Annotated in this window: 16 protein-coding genes; 3 read left to right on the top strand and 13 right to left on the bottom strand. The window is 38.8% G+C overall.

All coding sequences use genetic code 11. From position 1 onward, the window contains the following. Positions 1 to 31: 31 nt before the first annotated feature. The 6 genes from AC6UDA_RS01750 to pyrF all read right to left on the bottom strand — a co-directional run bounded on the left by AC6UDA_RS01750 (position 32) and on the right by pyrF (position 5800). Positions 32 to 892 (bottom strand): hypothetical protein, encoded by an 861-nt coding sequence (locus tag AC6UDA_RS01750; RefSeq protein ID WP_500710688.1) that lies wholly within the window; start codon positions 890 to 892, stop codon positions 32 to 34. Positions 893 to 1012: 120 nt separating this feature from the next. Further along, positions 1013 to 1897, bottom strand: coding sequence for an aldo/keto reductase (locus AC6UDA_RS01745; RefSeq protein ID WP_500710686.1), 885 nt, complete (start codon positions 1895 to 1897; stop codon positions 1013 to 1015). A 46-nt stretch (positions 1898 to 1943) separates the two neighbouring features. Then, the gene (locus AC6UDA_RS01740; protein ID WP_500695359.1) at positions 1944 to 3137 is read right to left on the bottom strand and encodes an AbrB/MazE/SpoVT family DNA-binding domain-containing protein; all 1194 of its coding nucleotides are present in this window, start codon (positions 3135 to 3137) and stop codon (positions 1944 to 1946) included. A gap of 130 nt (positions 3138 to 3267) precedes the next feature. Next, positions 3268 to 4296, bottom strand: coding sequence for an alcohol dehydrogenase AdhP (gene adhP / locus AC6UDA_RS01735; protein WP_500696445.1), 1029 nt, complete (start codon positions 4294 to 4296; stop codon positions 3268 to 3270). A 146-nt stretch (positions 4297 to 4442) separates the two neighbouring features. Then, complete coding sequence (pyrE, locus tag AC6UDA_RS01730; protein WP_500706243.1) at positions 4443 to 5069, bottom strand: orotate phosphoribosyltransferase; 627 nt, start codon at positions 5067 to 5069, stop codon at positions 4443 to 4445. Positions 5070 to 5071: 2 nt separating this feature from the next. Beyond that, the gene (gene pyrF / locus AC6UDA_RS01725; RefSeq protein ID WP_500710684.1) at positions 5072 to 5800 is read right to left on the bottom strand and encodes an orotidine-5'-phosphate decarboxylase; all 729 of its coding nucleotides are present in this window, start codon (positions 5798 to 5800) and stop codon (positions 5072 to 5074) included. A 252-nt stretch (positions 5801 to 6052) separates the two neighbouring features. On the opposite strand from pyrF, the gene AC6UDA_RS01720 reads away from it, so the two are divergent. Together AC6UDA_RS01720 and AC6UDA_RS01715 are read left to right on the top strand one after the other, a co-directional pair. Further along, entirely contained in the window at positions 6053 to 7312 is a 1260-nt protein-coding gene (locus AC6UDA_RS01720) for an MFS transporter (RefSeq protein ID WP_500710681.1), read from the top strand. A gap of 59 nt (positions 7313 to 7371) precedes the next feature. After that, on the top strand, positions 7372 to 7590 hold the full coding sequence (locus AC6UDA_RS01715; protein ID WP_500693400.1) for a P8 family protein: 219 nt from the start codon (positions 7372 to 7374) through the stop codon (positions 7588 to 7590). A gap of 107 nt (positions 7591 to 7697) precedes the next feature. Here the strand turns inward: AC6UDA_RS01715 and AC6UDA_RS01710 are convergent, their stop codons facing one another. Both AC6UDA_RS01710 and AC6UDA_RS01705 read right to left on the bottom strand, forming a co-directional pair. After that, positions 7698 to 9992, bottom strand: a complete 2295-nt coding sequence (locus tag AC6UDA_RS01710; protein WP_500710679.1) for an ABC transporter permease — start codon at positions 9990 to 9992, stop codon at positions 7698 to 7700. Then, positions 9989 to 10690, bottom strand: a complete 702-nt coding sequence (locus AC6UDA_RS01705) for an ABC transporter ATP-binding protein (RefSeq protein ID WP_500695365.1) — start codon at positions 10688 to 10690, stop codon at positions 9989 to 9991. The genes AC6UDA_RS01710 and AC6UDA_RS01705 overlap by 4 nt, the downstream gene beginning before the upstream one ends. A 155-nt stretch (positions 10691 to 10845) precedes the next feature. Here AC6UDA_RS01705 and AC6UDA_RS01700 point away from each other — a divergent pair, with 155 nt between their 5' ends. Beyond that, the gene (locus AC6UDA_RS01700; RefSeq protein ID WP_500710676.1) at positions 10846 to 11163 is read left to right on the top strand and encodes a winged helix-turn-helix transcriptional regulator; all 318 of its coding nucleotides are present in this window, start codon (positions 10846 to 10848) and stop codon (positions 11161 to 11163) included. A 52-nt stretch (positions 11164 to 11215) separates the two neighbouring features. On the opposite strand, the gene AC6UDA_RS01695 is transcribed toward AC6UDA_RS01700, so the two are convergent. From AC6UDA_RS01695 to AC6UDA_RS01675, 5 genes are all read right to left on the bottom strand, one after another. After that, the gene (locus tag AC6UDA_RS01695) at positions 11216 to 11533 is read right to left on the bottom strand and encodes a winged helix-turn-helix domain-containing protein (protein WP_500710674.1); all 318 of its coding nucleotides are present in this window, start codon (positions 11531 to 11533) and stop codon (positions 11216 to 11218) included. Between the two features lie 76 nt (positions 11534 to 11609). Then, positions 11610 to 11873, bottom strand: a complete 264-nt coding sequence (locus AC6UDA_RS01690) for a hypothetical protein (RefSeq protein WP_500710672.1) — start codon at positions 11871 to 11873, stop codon at positions 11610 to 11612. An 88-nt stretch (positions 11874 to 11961) separates the two neighbouring features. After that, positions 11962 to 12894 (bottom strand): DMT family transporter, encoded by a 933-nt coding sequence (locus AC6UDA_RS01685; RefSeq protein ID WP_500693394.1) that lies wholly within the window; start codon positions 12892 to 12894, stop codon positions 11962 to 11964. Between the two features lie 16 nt (positions 12895 to 12910). Continuing rightward, on the bottom strand, positions 12911 to 13228 hold the full coding sequence (locus AC6UDA_RS01680) for a DUF7671 family protein (protein ID WP_500708407.1): 318 nt from the start codon (positions 13226 to 13228) through the stop codon (positions 12911 to 12913). A gap of 8 nt (positions 13229 to 13236) precedes the next feature. Further along, on the bottom strand, positions 13237 to 14175 hold the full coding sequence (locus AC6UDA_RS01675) for a DMT family transporter (protein WP_500693392.1): 939 nt from the start codon (positions 14173 to 14175) through the stop codon (positions 13237 to 13239). Positions 14176 to 14317 lie beyond the last annotated feature (142 nt).

Genomic DNA, 14317 nt, shown 5'->3' with positions numbered 1-14317 from the left:
ACTTGCTTCTCTTTTTGTAACTAATGATTAACTATTTAATTTCTTCGTAGAATTTAATGTTAGCCATTGAGAACCATACCATGTAAAAGATTGAAATTGCGATGGCGAGCACCGTCAAAATGACTTCAAGCACAATTGCAAAGACGGTCCATGTCAACATTGAGGCAAAGATCCACCAGAGAAGTGCACCTACCAGGACAATTACCGCGTAGGTTACGATGGCAATGATTAGGTTCAAAACTTTCAAACCAATCAGACCCCAACGATTGCCAGTCATGAGTTTCCATGAAGCTGAAAAGCCATCCATCAAGTGAACCTTTTTACCATCTCGTTGAGCATCAAAGTAGGTTAAGTAAATGAACGCTAACCCAGTAGCAACGAAGATCCAAGCAATTCCAACTAATGCTAGAATCACAATTCCAACAATGATCAAAGCGACCACTTGAGCGGTGGTGGTGTTAAAACCAAAGACTTGAGGAACAAATGAAGCACTAATCACACCAGCAGAGGCAACAAATAATGCACCAAAAATGAAACTAATCAAATCCATAAAAGCGGCATACAATGCTGCCACTAACCAAGTGTTTCCTTGTTTAAATGCCACAAAGGCATCTTCAAATTTAAACGTATTGGTCTCGTCACCAGTCAGGTATCCCATCGCTGCTGACTCAAATAATACAATCCCAATAATTCCAACGATGATCGAGATTAACCAGATACTAAAACTGGCACCCAAACTATAACTTAAACTCAAAGCCTCAGAATTTTGCAGGCTGCTAACCAATCCACCCAGAACAGCGGATATTAAGATCGCAGGAACAACCATTGCTAACAAAATCCAAAAATGCTTTTTGGTTACGTTAAGGGCACTTTTAATTGCTTTAATAATCATAATAATTCTCCCTTTGTTAATTTATTTACAATTTCATTATAACGAAATCTTAATAAAAAGGCTATCAGTCACAATCACAACCAATAAAAAAAAGAAGCACACGCTTCTCTTTTGACTAAATTAGTCATCCCATTGGTCAACAGTGTCAACTGGAGCATCAGGATTCCCATTCCAACGGAAGTCACCGTACCAAATTGAACGCTTATCAACGTTAAGGCTATTAATTAGGCGAATGTCATCATCGTCAAGTTCAAAGTCAAAGATGTCAGCATTGGCTTTAATGTATTTTTCGTGAGCTGACTTTGGAATTGAGATAATGCCTCGTTGCATGTCCCAACGAATGATGATTTGTGCGGTTGATTTACCGTACTTTTCAGCAACTTTCTTAACAAGTGGATTGTTTAAAGCAGCTCCACCACCAAGTGGTGACCATGCTTCAAGCTTAATGTCATTTAAGTCACAGTATTCTTTAATGTCAGCTTCTTGTTCTAATGGATGAAATTCCATTTGGTTGACAGCTGGCTTTACGGAAGCATGCTTCATCAAGTCTCTTAGACGACGAATATTGAAGTTTGAAACTCCAATGGCACGTGCTTTACCCTCATGGTAAATCTTTTCAAGAGCGCGCCAAGTTTCCTTGTACTTGCCATTAACTGGCCAGTGAATTAGTAACAAGTCAACGTATGGGGTTTGAAGACGCTTTAATTGGCCTTCAAAAGCTTCAAGAGTTGAATCATATCCTTGGTCACCATTAAATACTTTAGTCGTTAGAAAAACATCTTCACGTTTTAATCCGTTGTCAGCCAGACCTTTTTTCAGACCTTCACCAACACCGGCTTCATTTCCATATTGTTTAGCGGTATCGATTGCTCGATAACCATCATTTAGTGCCCATTCAACGGATTGAGCGGCGGTTTTATTATCACTCTTCCAAACACCCATTCCTAATTGGGGCATTTCAACGCCATTATTTAAACGTACTTTTGATTCTAAATCTCTACTCATACTTAACACCTCCATGAACTAATTGTAGGATATCACGTTATTTATTTCATGAATTTTGTTTGTTATTTTTAGCGAGCGTCACGGTAAAATCAAGCGTTCCCTTGTTCACGACGTCTAAGATGTACTGAAATAACATCATAATCCAAGAAAAGGCCAACGTGAACGAAGTAATCTCAAAGGCTGTTAGTGAGAAGTAGTGCACAACTTGAAAGAGGATACTGGCCAGCACTAGTAGTAGTCCAATCAAATACGACGTTTTCAGGAAGTTTTTAGAAATTCCAGGCCAAAGCCAACGAATTCCAGCAATCAGAATAATAATAATCCAAACTAACGACCAGCCAAACTGAGTGTGCCAAAAATGCATCCACGGAATCTGAATGTCATTGGGAATAATCCCGATAGCGGCCACGTTAAACGCCATTAACGTCAAAAGGGTTCGTAAAATCCAAGTTTGAATGGTTGGTCTTTGAACTGATTTTAACGAAACAAACAAGAAATCAATCACAGCCCACATCAATAAAGCGGAAAAGATAATGGTCAAGTTAAACTGCCAACTGTCGGTTGCTCGACTCGTCCCCAAAAAGCTCAGATTATGGCGCCACCAGTAGCGATGACTGTTTGACGACATGGAGATCAGAACACCAGAAACAATGATTAGGTTCAAAAGATCGACTAATAAAGTTGGCGTTAGAGCCACTGCCACACTAATCATGACGTAGTTCACGATTCCCTCTAAAATGGCAATGATGATGGTCGCCGTATACACATCGAAAGTGGCGCCTTTAAAAGCAATTCCCAGAATCCAAAATACCCCAAGCAGCCCAACCAATAAACTGGCAGTAAAGGATAGAACAATCGTTGGAAAGTTTCGCCAGTAAATATTGCGATAAATGGTATTTTGTGGATTCTTGCGACTTTTAATGAGAAAAATCGTAAACAGTAAAGCACCAAAAAACAGTCCCAATACAATGGTGCCACTGGCAATCGAATATTTACCACTGATGGGGACGATCTGAAAGTGCCGATACTTAAAAAAGATCAGTGCGATTAACGCGGTCATCACCGCCGGAACCAGCGACCACCAGATCGAAACGTTCCACGAATTCGGCGTGCCATCGTTAACTTTCTCTACCGTCATGCCCTGTCTTCGCAGTGTCAAGTTCAATTTGGCTCCCGGCTTAATATGGAGACGTTCAACGACCTGATTTGGGATTGCAATTTTATACTTTGGTTCCGTCATTATGATTCCTCGTTCGTTATGAATTTGAAAATAGTTTTATTCTTCTATTATAACGGACCCAGGACTAATTATTAAAAAAAGAAGCAGAATTCTATGAATTCTACTTCTTAAGTTAGTTGATAATTTTAATTTATTTGTCATCACCAGTGAAATCGAAAACAACACGGCCAACAATCTTACCAGCCTTCATGTCATCAATTACGTTGTTGATATTTTCTAACTTGTCAGTTCTAACGATTGGTTTAACCTTACCTTCAGCACCGAACTGGAAGGTTTCTCTAAGATCTTGTCTAGTTCCAACTAGTGAACCAGCAACTTTAATACCGTCAAGAACGGTCTTGTCGATGTTAAGTGCCATATCACCCTTTGGTAGAGCAACCGCAACTAAGGTTCCATCAGGACGTAAAGCGTTAACTGATTGAGTGAAAGCATCCTTGTTAACGGCAGTAACGATTGAATCGTAAACCCCACCAACTTTATCTTGAACTTGTTCGGCAACGTTACCGTCATGTCTGTTAATCAAAACATCGGCACCATTTTCTTTAGCAGCTTCTAACTTCTTAGGATCTCCATCCACAACTACAACTGGAGCACCAAAGACGTTTTTGGCAAGTTGAACACCCAGGTTACCTAATCCACCGGCACCAACGATTTCAACCCACTTGCCGGGTCTCGTGTCACCAATCTTTAAAGCCTTGTAAGTGGTAACACCGGCACAAGTTAATGAAGTTGCTTCAACGGGGTCCAATCCTTCAGGAACCTTAACGGCGTACTTAGCATCAACGATACATTCTTCTGCCATGGCACCGTTAACGGTGAAACCAGAGTTTTTAACGTTACGACATAAGGTCTCATTACCAGTAACACAGTACTCACAAGTACCGTCAGCTGAGTAGAACCAAGCGATTGAAACTCGGTCACCAACTTTTAAGTCGGTAACGTCGTCAGCAACTTGAGTTACACGTCCAACTCCTTCGTGACCAATGATTCGGCCCGGAACTTCACCGAAGTCACCCGAGGCAACGTGGAGGTCGGTATGACAGAGTCCACAATACTCAACTTTAACTAAAGCTTCACCCTCGTGAATTGGACGAAGTTTGACATCTTTAACATCAACGTATCCATCTGAATTATCTCTAACAACTGCTGCTTTTACCATATTAATTCTCCTATTCCCATGATTTATAGTCGTCTATCTATCAACAATTCCTATCATATAGTTAAAATTTTCACGTGTCAACAGGGAATTGTAAGCGATAACAGATTGTAATATATCCTTAAAAAACGAAGAATTAAAAAAGTGATTTATTTCCATGCCCAGGGGTCTTGATGCCATTTATTAAGTCGCTCGTACTGATCATTTTCGATTTGACCGTTGTTAAGCATTTGCTTAATTAGTTCAGGATAAGTTAACAGCGGAACAAATCTTAAATCGGCCTTGTTAAAATTATCGTCGGCATCACTAAAACCATAGGAGAAGATGGAAACTACCCCATCAACTTGATGGCCGTCATTTTGAACTGCCTGAGCCGCCTTAATCACGCTTCCGCCAGTTGAGATTAGATCATCAATGAGCACAATATGATCATTTTTCCTTACTTTCCCCTCAATCTGTTTACTGGTTCCATGATCTTTTGGTTTAGATCTAACGTAGATCATCGGTAACTTCATTGCTTCAGCTACCCAAGCCGCGTGCGGGATTCCAGCTGTTGCCACTCCGCCAATGACCGTGACGTTCGGAAAATTAGTCTGAATTAATTGACCAAGGGCCTGATAAATCTTTTTTCTTAGTTTTGGATACGAAATCGTTAAACGTAGGTCGGTATAAATTGGCGACTTAATCCCACTGGCAAACGTAAAGGGGCGTCCTGGATTCAGTTGAACGATTTGGTCGTTAATCAGGTCTTCTAAAATCTCAGTTGTACTATTCATAACTAATCTGTCCCCTTTTTTAAATTCCATTCATCATTGTATTTTTGATAAGCCCGATAGGGATGTTCATTCTGCGTAATTGGACGTCCTACCACAATGGCAGACGCACCATCACGTCTTGCTTGTTCTGGTGTTGCCACCCGTTTTTGATCTTCACTGGCGTCGTCTTTACTTCTGATTCCCGGCACAACGTAATCAAAATCATCACCAACTTGTTTCACTAAATCGAGTAGTTCTTTAGCGGAGGTAATGACTCCCTCGCAACCAGAATCTTTCGCTAACTTAGCTAGAGAAACCACCTGCTCATTCATGCTCAAAGAACAATTTTGTTCATTAGCGAGTCCTTTTTGCGAAATAGAAGTTAATTCGGTCACCCCTAATAACTCGGGAACCTGATTATGAGATTGATTACTGCCATCAACCAATCCCCTTTTGGCAGCCCTCATCATTTCACTTCCACCAAGCATGTGTACGGTCACGTAGTCAACTCCAAGTTGAGCAAGCTGAAACATACCCGCGTATACAGTATTAGGAATGTCCATTAACTTCAGGTCTAAAAAGATTGAACACCCCTTATTTTTGATTTCTTTGACCGTCTCAGGACCGTATCGATAGAAAAGTTCCATGCCAATCTTGACCGTCAACTGACTTGGGTACGCAAATTGATCCAAAAACGTATTTACGTCCATCTGCGTCGGAAAATCCAGCGCAATCATCATTGTCTTCTTCATTTTCTTACCTCGCAAAAAAGGACCAATCACAGACGGGTGTCAGAGAATGGTCCTTTAAAATTAAATTTATATCAGTTAATAAACATAATCTTGGTTTCTCTGAACCAACTTAATTAATTATTACTCTAAATATAGGGAATATCGGTGGGGCCGTCAAGGTAAAAGTTCATCTTGTCAAAACAATTTTACTATGTAATAATCACTAACAGCGTCAAATAAACAAGACCAGCGAGTCTTAATTTGGAGGAAATTATGGATAAAATAAGCAATAATACTGAGCACAGCCATGCATCAATGAGCAAGAACCAGAAACTAGTCTTACTATCGTCTAGTTCTGGCTTTGGTCTTGAAAACATGGACGTGCTTTTTCTGTCTTTTACAATGAGTTCCATCATCGCATCCTTACACATCTCAGCTGGAGCGGCCGGGTTAATTGGAACCATCACCAACTGGGGAATGCTGCTTGGTGGCGTGATTTTTGGATTTCTAGGTGACCGTTTTGGTCGAGTCAAGACGTTTACCTACACCATCTTCATCTTTGCGTTTGCGACCGCTCTAATGGGGTTTGCCAACAACATCTACTTAATCTACTTTCTAAGACTGTTGACCGGGATTGGAGCTGGTGGTGAGTATGGACTTGGCATTACTTTACTAGCCGAAGCCTTCCCCAAGAATAAGTTAGGTAAAATGTCGTCAATTGCATCTGTCGGCGGGCAAGTCGGTGCCTTACTTGCAGCAATCCTGGCCGCCTTTGTTATTCCACACCTTGGCTGGCATGCGTTATACCTATTTGGCCTCATTCCGATTATCCTAATCTTCTTCGTTAGACGCCACTTGCATGAGTCAGACGAGTTTCTTGAATCAAAGCAGGAACAGACCATTTCAACTGGCGAAGCCATTAAAAAATACATGTTTTCAGACTTTAAGACTGCCTATCAAAGTGTCGGTTTGATGATTATGACCACCGTTCAGATTGCTGGATACTTTGGGTTAATGAACTGGCTTCCAACCATCGTTCAAAAGCAAAGTGGTTTAAACGTTGCTGGATCCTCACTGTGGATGATTTCCACTATTATTGGGATGAGTGTTGGCATGATGGTGTTTGGCATGATTCTTGATCACATTGGTCCCCGGCTTTCATTTGGAATCTTCCTGATTGCCTCATCAATCATGGTTTATTTATTGGTCCTAGCTCACACGACGATTGCTTTACTGGTGATTGGTGCCATTGTTGGTTTCTTCTCAAACGGGATGTACGGCGGCTATGGTGCGGTCGTGAGCCAGCTCTATCCCACTGAGGTCAGAAGTAGCGCTAACAACATCATCGTGGGTGTTGGTCGAGCAGTTGGTGGGATGTCATCGGTCATTATCGGGATTTTAATGGATCAGTACAACCTGTACGTAGTGATGATTTTCCTCTCTATTTTATATTTAATCAGCTTTGTCACCATGATCAGCATCCCTGGCATTAAAAAATTAAGTAAAAACACTAAATTAAGTGCAAATAACTAACATTTTTAACCCAAAAGAACTAAAATAGACATGAATAAATGAAAAAGGGGATATATAACATGGCTGATGATTTTGAAACACCACGCGTATTAGACGAAAAGATGTCAGAAGTATTTGATTGGAGCGACGACTCAACTCCAGTACGTGATGCATTATGGGATCACTACATGGAAGATAACAGTCATGATACCATGAAGACTGAATCTGATATGGAAAAGTACTTAAACATGAGCGATGACGATGTTAAAGCTGATGCTGAAAAGTTACTTAAGAAATAGTTTTTGATTCTTAGAACTCATCACTAATTGATGGGTTCTTTTTTATATAAAAAGAGATGACTGAATTGTCATCTCTTTTATTTAGAATTAATTGTTAACGATTCGTCTTATTCTACGCCCTTAGTTGAAGATATCATATCTAGTTTTTTTAATCTGCTCCTAATCATTATAATTGTAGACAAAGCAGCTAGAACAACAATCAATGAAGCTAGAACGATACTAGTAATAGAAATAAACGGATAATAAATTATCTGACTGGTATTAAAAGTAGTTACGTACTTGGATAGGAACCAGTATCCAAACGGAATTCCCAAAAACCAACCAACTACCGTAATTGTTAAACTCTCAATAATCGTTAAATTTCGGATCTGTTTACGAGAGAATCCTAATATCTCAAGAGTGGCATAACTTCTTGACCTTTCTGTAAAGCTTAGAGATCCCAAATTATAAAGAATTACAATGGTCAAAAGGATTCCAAAAATTTGAATCATCAAGAAAATACTACTCAAATTATTTACCATACTTTTAGCATTACTTTTTTGTTCTTTCAAACTAACAATCTGACTAACATCTGGACTCTTCTTAATTGAATTTGAAACGTCTTGATGATTTGTCAAAATTGACGTTGGTTGAAATTTCAACCCATTATTGGTCCACGTCTGTTTAGTTACATACATTCCTTGTGGTGCATTTGATTTAACGATGCCCTTTACTTTCAGCTTCAATTTATTCGTACTTAACGACGGTTTGATAAAAACGGTATCATTTTTCTTAACGTTAGCAGTTTTAGCAATTCCCTCAGCTAGATATATACCACCATCCTTAATTCCTTGACCATCATCGGTTTTAAGATTGATTTGAGATCCAGAACCCAAGACAGTAAGTGGACGATCAAATTTCCCATTTGGACTTAAACTAGCGTAAGATGTTTCAATCTTCTGTCCGTTAGTTTTGTTAACAATTCGATTAATCTCTGTCTCACTAGTCTTTTGGTTTAAATTAATCTTTTTAGCATAGTTATACTCATGTCCATACGTTTGATTAGCCTGATTGTCCATTGAATTTTTCGTACCAAATCCAGTCATCACCAAAGCTAGTCCACCAATAACGCCGATTAATCCCATCAGCATTTGAATTTTATTACCAAGATTATCTCTAATTGACCAACGATTACCAATAGGAATTTTATTCCAAATTCGAGGAAATTTTTCGAGAAAGACTCGTTTACCATTTTTAGCAGTACTACCCTTCCTAAATGCCTGGGCTGGTGTTAACCCATGATTCACTTGCGCCGCTAGTAGTGCTGAAAAAATACATATAATTATTACCCCCACAGCAACGTAGACCGGTGCGGTAGTATAGGCAATTTGCCATGAAGGAAGCGAAAACATAGATTTCTGTGAATTCATTACAAATGTTGAAAGTGCTGGAGCTACTATCAAACCAGCAATTGCACCAATTCCTCCAACAAAAAGACCATACATTGAGTAATACATGGACAATGCTATATTGGAATATCCTAATGACTGTAAAGTTGCCATGTCCTTTTGTTGCTGATCAATTATTTTTCTAATAGTGGTATACATGGCCAAGACCGCTAATAGAATAAAGATAATTGAAAACAAAATTGAAAGATTACGTATTTGTTTTACTCGATCAACAGCTGTTGAGATGCCAACATCGGATTTTTGAGTTTGCAAAGTGATAAATTTACTACCAGTGATATCTCTAATTTTACTTTCAGTTTTAGAATTATCACTGTCTTTAATATCGACAATATTATTAAGGGCTGGCAATTTAAATTTATTGAACAATGTCTTTTCACTAATGATTCCATACCCATATTTTTGTTCTTGAGGAGATATGAAATCATTGGTCCCGGTATAATACATCTTGTTCGGAGAATTTATCATACCGACCACTATTAATTTAATGGGTTGGTTATTGAAATTAATAGTGACTTGTTTTCCTTTCTTTAACCCATTCTTTTTAGCAAACTTCTCATTCAAATAAATGCCCTTAGTATTTTTATTTATATTCTTGCCATTAGTTTGAAATGTACGAGAAATTTCTTGGGTTCCAGGAGTATCAATCTCTAAATAACGTTTATCCCCCTTTAATTGTGCCGTGGTACTAATTTCTGTTTTAGCCGATGTCTTTGAAACACTTGGAATCGACTTAATTGTATTTAGTTCTTTATTGCTCAATCCTGTCGATTGTAATGTCGATGTAGCCAAATGGGTTTCACTCGTATACTGATTAATATTTTGTTTCATACCATTCCATGTACCTTCTAAACCGGTATAAAAAAGAACACTTAGAAACGCCATCAAAAAAACGGAAAAGAATTGAGTCCAATTTTTCACAACCGTGCGGGTTAATTTCTTAAATAAAAACTTCATCCCCAATCAACCTCCTCAACTTCAAGCGGAGTTGGATTGTCAACGATCTTATCTATTTTGCCATCTTTAATATTGATAACTCGATCAGCAATTGGAGCAACTAATGGATTATGGGTGACGATCACCACGGCCGTATTTTCATTTTTACTACCCTTTAGAATTTTAAAAACTCGTTTTGAGGTTTCAGTATCAAGTGCACCAGTAGGTTCATCACAAAGAAGTACTCTGGGATCTTTAGCCAAGGCTCTCGCAATCGAAACACGTTGCATTTCCCCTCCAGATAACTGATCAGGAAAATTATTTCTTTGTTTTAAAAGACCAACCTTTTTCAAATATTCTTCCGACACTTTCTTGTACTTCTTGTTTTTTAATTGTGCCGAAATTGCCACATTTTCAAATGCCGTAAGATTAGAAATTAAATTATAAAATTGAAACACAAATCCGACAACGTCTCTTCGATAAACTGTCAATTGCTTATCTGACTCTGTGTTAATAAGATCATCATTATATAAAACTTTACCTGACGTTGGTTTATCCATCCCACCTAAGATATTTAAAGTTGTACTTTTACCGGACCCACTTGGTCCCAAAATCACCGTTACTTTATTCGAATCAATATCAAAACTAACGTCGTCTAAAGCATGAGTTGTTTCAGATCCATTTTGATAACTTTTACTGACATGTTTTAAGCTGAGCATAAGTGGTACCTCCATGATTAATTATTAAAAGTATGAAAATATTTTATTTGCACCTTTGATTTGTAGGTGTTATTTGTATAATATATTTATAAGTTTAAAAATAAAAGTAGGGTAATTTTTTAAAGTATCAGCATAAAAGTAAACTGGAGGCACTTATGGAAAACAATAACATCATCGATGACTGTCCTATTCAACCAGTTGTGGACATCATTAGTGGAAAATGGACCTCATACATTCTCTGGGAAATTTATAATGGAAATAATCATTATGGTGGTATCACGCGGGCATTACCTGGAATTAGTACCAGAACATTATCAACAAGATTAAAAATGTTAGAAGACAAGCAAATCGTTACGCGCAAAGTCTTTAATACAAACCCTCCCACTGTAGAATATAATTTAACTAAACGTGGAATGGATTTAGCCCCTATTTTAAAGTCAATGAAGAAATGGTCAGAACGATATAAAAAATAGAAGCAAAATGACTTCCAAAAGTCATTTTGCTTCTATTTTTTATATTAAATTGTTAACGATCAGTAACCAGCTTATATCCCCGCATTGGCACCGTCTTAATCTTTTCTTTTAATCCAACTTGATCTAACTTGCGTCGAAGTAAACTAATGTCATCTTCAATGGCATCCTCGTCAATAAAACTTCCGTTCGCCCACAGAAACGTCATCAATTCCTTTTTGGATACTAACTTATTCTTATGCTCAATGAAAAGGACCATTAGTGAGGTTTCCGTTGGAGTTAGCTTAATCGACTGTGTATTACTGCTTAGTTCTCCCACTGCCGGATTTAAAGTGAACCCATCAAAACTAAATCCATTACTTTTATCTACCAAATTCTCATCTCCGATTTTATTTATTAAAATTGTCACAAAAAAAGGAAGCTACCAAGTAGCCTCCTTTTAGATCTTATTAATCGTTGTCGTCCAAATCGTCGACAACCTTTTTGTAATCTTTCATAAATTTATCATAAGCAGCAGAATCGAACTTGTCGAACTTACCAACTTCATGAAGGGTGCGTTTAATTTCATGAATGGCACGGTGTTCTTCTAACCAACGATGAACTTTGTGGCCCTCTTGTGATTCAGTGCCTTCCTTGTCCAAAGTTTTTTGGAGTTCGTTCATAATTCCTGAAATCTTATCTAATGCTTTTGTTTCTTTACTTTCGTCTGACATAACAATCTCTCCCCTTTATTTAAGTATGACATCATTATATCTTGAAATATCAGGGGTTCAAACCAATATGCTCAAGGGTTTAAGAAAGTTATAAGAGTTCTTCTTGATTCTTGTGTCGCTGAACGTACTGCAGAATGTAAACGGCCAAAATAACCAGAACGGCACCAAGGACTTCAATCCAACTGATGTGCGTGTGTAAAAAGATCACACTCAAGATAAAGGTTGCTACCGGTTGAATGGCGTCTAGTAAACTGATAACTTCTGATGAAGTAAAGCGGGAAGCGTAGATCAGTGATGAGAATGTCAGGAGGGTTCCAAAGAGGATGATCCCACAAACACCAAGGACTCCACCCATTCCTAAGTGGGGCACGTTGGTCCAAACGGGATGATTGATGTTAAAGGCTAAACTGGCAATCAGAGTTCCCCAGCCAAGAACCACGATTGGTGAGTTGTCGTGAGCCAGTGGCCTTGGAAGCACCACGTACAAAGCAGCAGTGATTCCAGAAATGATCCCCCAGAAAAACGAGTCAAAGGGAATGGATAATTGCGAAAGGTCCCCCTTAGTAATTGAAAGGAAAACTCCAGCTAGCGCCAAAATGAAGACCACGATGTCCATCTTCATGGGCTTTTTGTGCATGAACAGAAAACCACCCAGTAGGATGAATAGCGGTGACAGGTACTGCAAAATCGTGGTAGCAGCGGCGTTTCCAGTCTGGATACTAACGTAGAAACTTCCCATGTTGGCAGCCAAACCGAACAAACCGTATAAAACTAGCCACATGATTGATTTCCATGAACGGAAAACACTAAAAATGCCCTTTCCGTAAATAATGGCACTGACTAGTAATAATACAATGGCAGCCCCGGTAGTCCGTGCTGACAAAAACCAGGCAGCTGGAATCCCAACGTTTTGTGAAACGTACTGCGTAATAACGCCAGCAACACCCCATGAAGTTGAAGCAAACGCCGCTAAACTAATTCCTTTAACGGTGTTGCTCATCTTACCCGTTTTACTTTTCATATTCTCTCCTCACAGTCTACTCTTGATCTAAATGTGACTTTGCCTCATCAATCAACTTCAAATCAACGTAATCATTTAAAAAACGTTCCATCGGTGTGTACAAATGTCGTTTTTTAAAAGATACACTAAAATCCGCCACAATGGCAACCCTTAATTTATTTTCCGTCAAAAAAACCTGACCAATGCGCTGAAAATGTCCCTTAGTATGTTTCCCGATCCGCCAAGTATGAAGTTTAAAATTACCCTGCTCATCCCTCTTAATTACGTAATTACCAGAGTCATCCAGTTTAACTGGAACCCCGGTAAAACGAATTACTTTATATTTATCTGCCATGATCTCGGCTAAAGCTTCTGTTGTTTAATATTGCGACGCTTGGAATCCTGCAAGATGTAGATGGCAAGAATTACCAAGGCGGATCCGACAATTTCCATTAAACTAATCTTGGTGTGCAAGAAGATAACACTCAAAATGAAAGTCACTACTGGCTGAACGGCGTCAACTAAACTAACATCTTCAGAGGAAGCAAAGTGTAAACTGTGAAGCAAACATGCAAATGGGATTACGGTTCCAATGATAACAATGGCACCAATCCCAATGATCGCACCCATCGTTAAGTGAGGTACACCAACCCAAACTGGTTGATGAATGTTAAAGACCAATCCGGCAATCAAGGTTCCCCATCCAAGGACGACAATTGGTGAATTTTCTTCCATTAATGGCCGAGGGATGACAACGTAGCATGCGGCCGTGATTCCTGAAACAATTCCCCAAAGTAACGCTGGCAGCGGAATGGCTAACTGATTAATGTCACCCTTGGTAATTGCCAAAAACACCCCGACAAGTGCCAACAGGAACACGATTAAATCAATCTTATAGGGACGTTTATGAAAGAACAAAAAGCCCCCTAAAAGGATGAACAGTGGTGATAAATACTGCAAGATGGTTGCTGATGCTGCGTTTCCGTCCTGAACACTAAGGTAAAACGACATCAGGTTGGCACCTAAGCCAATGATTCCATATGCCACAATACAAATAATCGATTTCCAGTCCTTAAAAACATGGAAGATTTTTTTCCCATACATAATCGAACCAATTGCTAAAAGTAGAATCCCGGAAAAAATAGTTCTGACGGACAAGAACCATGAAGCCGGAATAGCGGCATTTTGTGAGACAAACTGCAAAACAACCCCAGAAATACCCCAAAAAGTGGATGCAAGGGTTGCCCAAGCAATGCCCTTTAATACTTTACTTTTTCCAATGCTAGTCTTTTCTTCACTCATATTTTCACCCTAACTCGGCATAAACCGATTTATTTTTTTACACATCAATTTAATAGTTTAATTTTAGGCGTAAAGAACAGGGCGGTCAATAGTCCATGTCATTTTATCTAACATAAAAAAGCGAAACCAATTTTACCTGGTT

It is taken from the genome of Fructilactobacillus sp. X8R4C1, from assembly GCF_059900905.1.
This window is presented reverse-complemented; position numbering and strand designations above follow the sequence as displayed.

Coding starts and splice junctions, on each gene's coding strand:
- AC6UDA_RS01710 (WP_500710679.1), bottom strand. CDS start 9,992: ATGAAGTTTTTATTTAAGAAATTAACCCGCACGGTTGTGAAAAATTGG.
- adhP (WP_500696445.1), bottom strand. CDS start 4,296: ATGGTAAAAGCAGCAGTTGTTAGAGATAATTCAGATGGATACGTTGAT.
- pyrF (WP_500710684.1), bottom strand. CDS start 5,800: ATGAAGAAGACAATGATGATTGCGCTGGATTTTCCGACGCAGATGGAC.
- AC6UDA_RS01720 (WP_500710681.1), top strand. CDS start 6,053: ATGGATAAAATAAGCAATAATACTGAGCACAGCCATGCATCAATGAGC.
- AC6UDA_RS01750 (WP_500710688.1), bottom strand. CDS start 892: ATGATTATTAAAGCAATTAAAAGTGCCCTTAACGTAACCAAAAAGCAT.
- AC6UDA_RS01700 (WP_500710676.1), top strand. CDS start 10,846: ATGGAAAACAATAACATCATCGATGACTGTCCTATTCAACCAGTTGTG.
- AC6UDA_RS01680 (WP_500708407.1), bottom strand. CDS start 13,228: ATGGCAGATAAATATAAAGTAATTCGTTTTACCGGGGTTCCAGTTAAA.
- pyrE (WP_500706243.1), bottom strand. CDS start 5,069: ATGAATAGTACAACTGAGATTTTAGAAGACCTGATTAACGACCAAATC.
- AC6UDA_RS01685 (WP_500693394.1), bottom strand. CDS start 12,894: ATGAAAAGTAAAACGGGTAAGATGAGCAACACCGTTAAAGGAATTAGT.
- AC6UDA_RS01690 (WP_500710672.1), bottom strand. CDS start 11,873: ATGTCAGACGAAAGTAAAGAAACAAAAGCATTAGATAAGATTTCAGGA.
- AC6UDA_RS01745 (WP_500710686.1), bottom strand. CDS start 1,897: ATGAGTAGAGATTTAGAATCAAAAGTACGTTTAAATAATGGCGTTGAA.
- AC6UDA_RS01740 (WP_500695359.1), bottom strand. CDS start 3,137: ATGACGGAACCAAAGTATAAAATTGCAATCCCAAATCAGGTCGTTGAA.
- AC6UDA_RS01715 (WP_500693400.1), top strand. CDS start 7,372: ATGGCTGATGATTTTGAAACACCACGCGTATTAGACGAAAAGATGTCA.
- AC6UDA_RS01705 (WP_500695365.1), bottom strand. CDS start 10,690: ATGCTCAGCTTAAAACATGTCAGTAAAAGTTATCAAAATGGATCTGAA.
- AC6UDA_RS01675 (WP_500693392.1), bottom strand. CDS start 14,175: ATGAGTGAAGAAAAGACTAGCATTGGAAAAAGTAAAGTATTAAAGGGC.